Source organism: Deinococcus sp. (genome assembly GCF_030523985.1).
GTDB lineage: Bacteria > Deinococcota > Deinococci > Deinococcales > Deinococcaceae > Deinococcus.
In genome coordinates, this window is record NZ_JAUNHK010000004.1 from 47,476 (window position 1) to 49,627 (window position 2,152).

2 protein-coding genes and 1 pseudogene are annotated in these 2,152 nt (G+C 68.4%); 2 read left to right on the forward strand and 1 reads right to left on the reverse strand.

From position 1 onward, the window contains the following. Positions 1–4 precede the first annotated feature (4 nt). A complete protein-coding gene (locus Q4C89_RS01585; protein WP_303100858.1) occupies positions 5–739 on the reverse strand; it encodes a metallophosphoesterase in 735 nt (244 codons plus the stop codon). A gap of 110 nt (positions 740–849) precedes the next feature. Between Q4C89_RS01585 and Q4C89_RS01590 the strand changes: the two genes are divergently transcribed. Together Q4C89_RS01590 and Q4C89_RS01595 are read left to right on the forward strand one after the other, a co-directional pair. Beyond that, a complete protein-coding gene (locus tag Q4C89_RS01590; protein WP_303100859.1) occupies positions 850–1,836 on the forward strand; it encodes a diacylglycerol kinase family protein in 987 nt (328 codons plus the stop codon). Further along, a pseudogene (locus Q4C89_RS01595) lies at positions 1,833–2,152 on the forward strand (hypothetical protein); the annotation flags it as partial. The gene Q4C89_RS01590 and the pseudogene Q4C89_RS01595, both read left to right, overlap by 4 nt.

Here is a 2,152-nt window from a genome sequence, read left to right on the forward strand (position 1 = left end):
TGAACTACTCGCCCAGTCGGGCGCGGCGTTTCTGGTAGGCCCCGGTCAGCAGCTCGGTCACATACTCGCGGATAAAAGGCATGTCGCTCGCTTCGGCGGCGGCAATTTCTTCCTCGCGTTCGTAGGGTACGCGCACGAAAGTCGCGCTGTACGCCGGGCCGTGCGCCCCGAAATCCAGAATCAGGTAGCACGGCAGCGTGGAGTCCAGCGGATTGCCCACGCTGCCGCAGTTGATGAGGGGTCGGCCTTCCACGTCCAGCAGCAACGCCTCGTGGGTGTCGGCGTAGACCAGCGCGTCGGCGTGCTGCTGAAGTCCCAGCGCCGGGTTGGGCAAAAAGGCATCAAGCTGCTCGGACAGGCTGCTGTGCGGGTAGAGGCGGTGAAACAGCCCGCGTGAACTGGCGTGGACAAAGCGCCACCACGCCCCACCGAACTTTTCTTCGATGCCGTAGGGCAATTCGGCGAGGTACTGGAGCTGCCCCGCGCTGAGCCGGGCACGCGGCCATAGGTCTTGCGGGCGGTGCGTGGCCCCGGCGACGCGGGCGTCCCAGTTACCCTGAATCACGCGGACGGCGTAGCTCTGGGTCCACTCCACCACCTCGCGGGGGCGCGGCCCCTTGCCGACCAGGTCACCCAGCACCCAGATGTCCTTCAGGCCCCGGCGCTGCAAGTCGGCATGAATCGCCAGCGTAGCCGACAGGTTGGCGTGCAGGTCGGCAAGAATGGCGAGACGGGTCATGGGAGCCAGGATAGCGTCCCGCGAGGGATGTTTCCGGGGAGGCGTTCCCGAACGAAATGTTCTAGCCGCGCCTCACCCCCGCTGGGCGTCGGTGCGCCTACCATCTGGCTATGTCCGACATCATCATTTCGGCCCAGTTGCGTGACCAGACGGGTGCGCCCGTCGCCGGGCCAGACCAGCCGCTGCAGGCCACCCTGATCTACAACGCCAAGGCGGGTGGCAGCGAACACGCCAGCCCCGACCATCTGGTCGAGAAGCTGCACCAGCTCGGCTATCAGCCGGTCTACCGCGCCACCGACAGCGAAGAAGACATGCGGGCCGCGCTGGAAGATGTCCGGGGACACGTCTTCGTGGCGGGCGGTGACGGCACCATCCGCGCCGCCGCGCTCTATCTGGCTGGGCGGGAGGACGTGGTGCTGGGCGTGATTCCGATGGGTACAGCGAACAACATCGGGCGCACCCTCGGCGTCACGGGCGAGCCGCTGGAGGTCATCGAGGAGTACCGCGCCGCCGCGCCGCGCCCCTTCGACTTGGGGCGGGTCGCTGCGCCCTGGGGCGAAGACCTGTTTCTGGAAGCGTGCGGCTGCGGAGCCTTCGCCGACATCATCACCGAGTACGATCCCGAGGAAGGCAAAAGTCCACTGCGGGCGATTCAGGCGCTGGCGAAGGTCATAGGCGACTTCGACCCGCCCGCCGTGCCGCTGCGAATAGACGGTGAGGACAGCCCGCCCACGTCCTACGCCCTGCTCGAAGTCCTCAACACCCGCGCTACTGGCCCGCGCCTGCAACTCGCCACCCACGCTGACCCCGGCGACGGCCTGCTGGATGTCATCGCGGTGGACGCGCAGCAGAGCCAGACCCTCCTGGCCTACCTCACCGCATTGGCCCGCGACGAATTTGCCGACCTGGCGAGCGTGCAAGACCGCCTGGCCCGCACCGTCGAAATTCCCTATCACGGGCAGGCCTTCCACATAGACGGCGAGGTGCGCCCGCCGCTGCCCGGCGCGAGCGGCACCGTCAGAATCGAGGTCTGGCCCGCCGCCCTCCATGTGCTGACGCCCAACGCACCCGCTCCCCACACCCAGGAACAGCCATGAGCGAGGACACCCGACGCCCGGACATGCAGCGCCCCGAGGGACACAGCGCCCTGCCGCCGAAACCGGAAAACGTCGCCACGCCGCCCGTGCCCGGCACGCCGCCCGCCGAGTCCAGCCCGGTGTCCCCTGCGGGCACGCCGCTGCCGCCGCCCGACCCTGCGGCCCCCAGACAGCCGCCCTTGCCAGTCAGCCTCGTGTGGCAGGTGCAGGACTGGGTGGGTAGGCGACTGGGTCGCCCGCCCGAAACCATCCGGGGGCTGCAAAACAACATCGTCTGGCGCGAGGGGGTGCAGGTCATGCGCATGGACCTGCACTG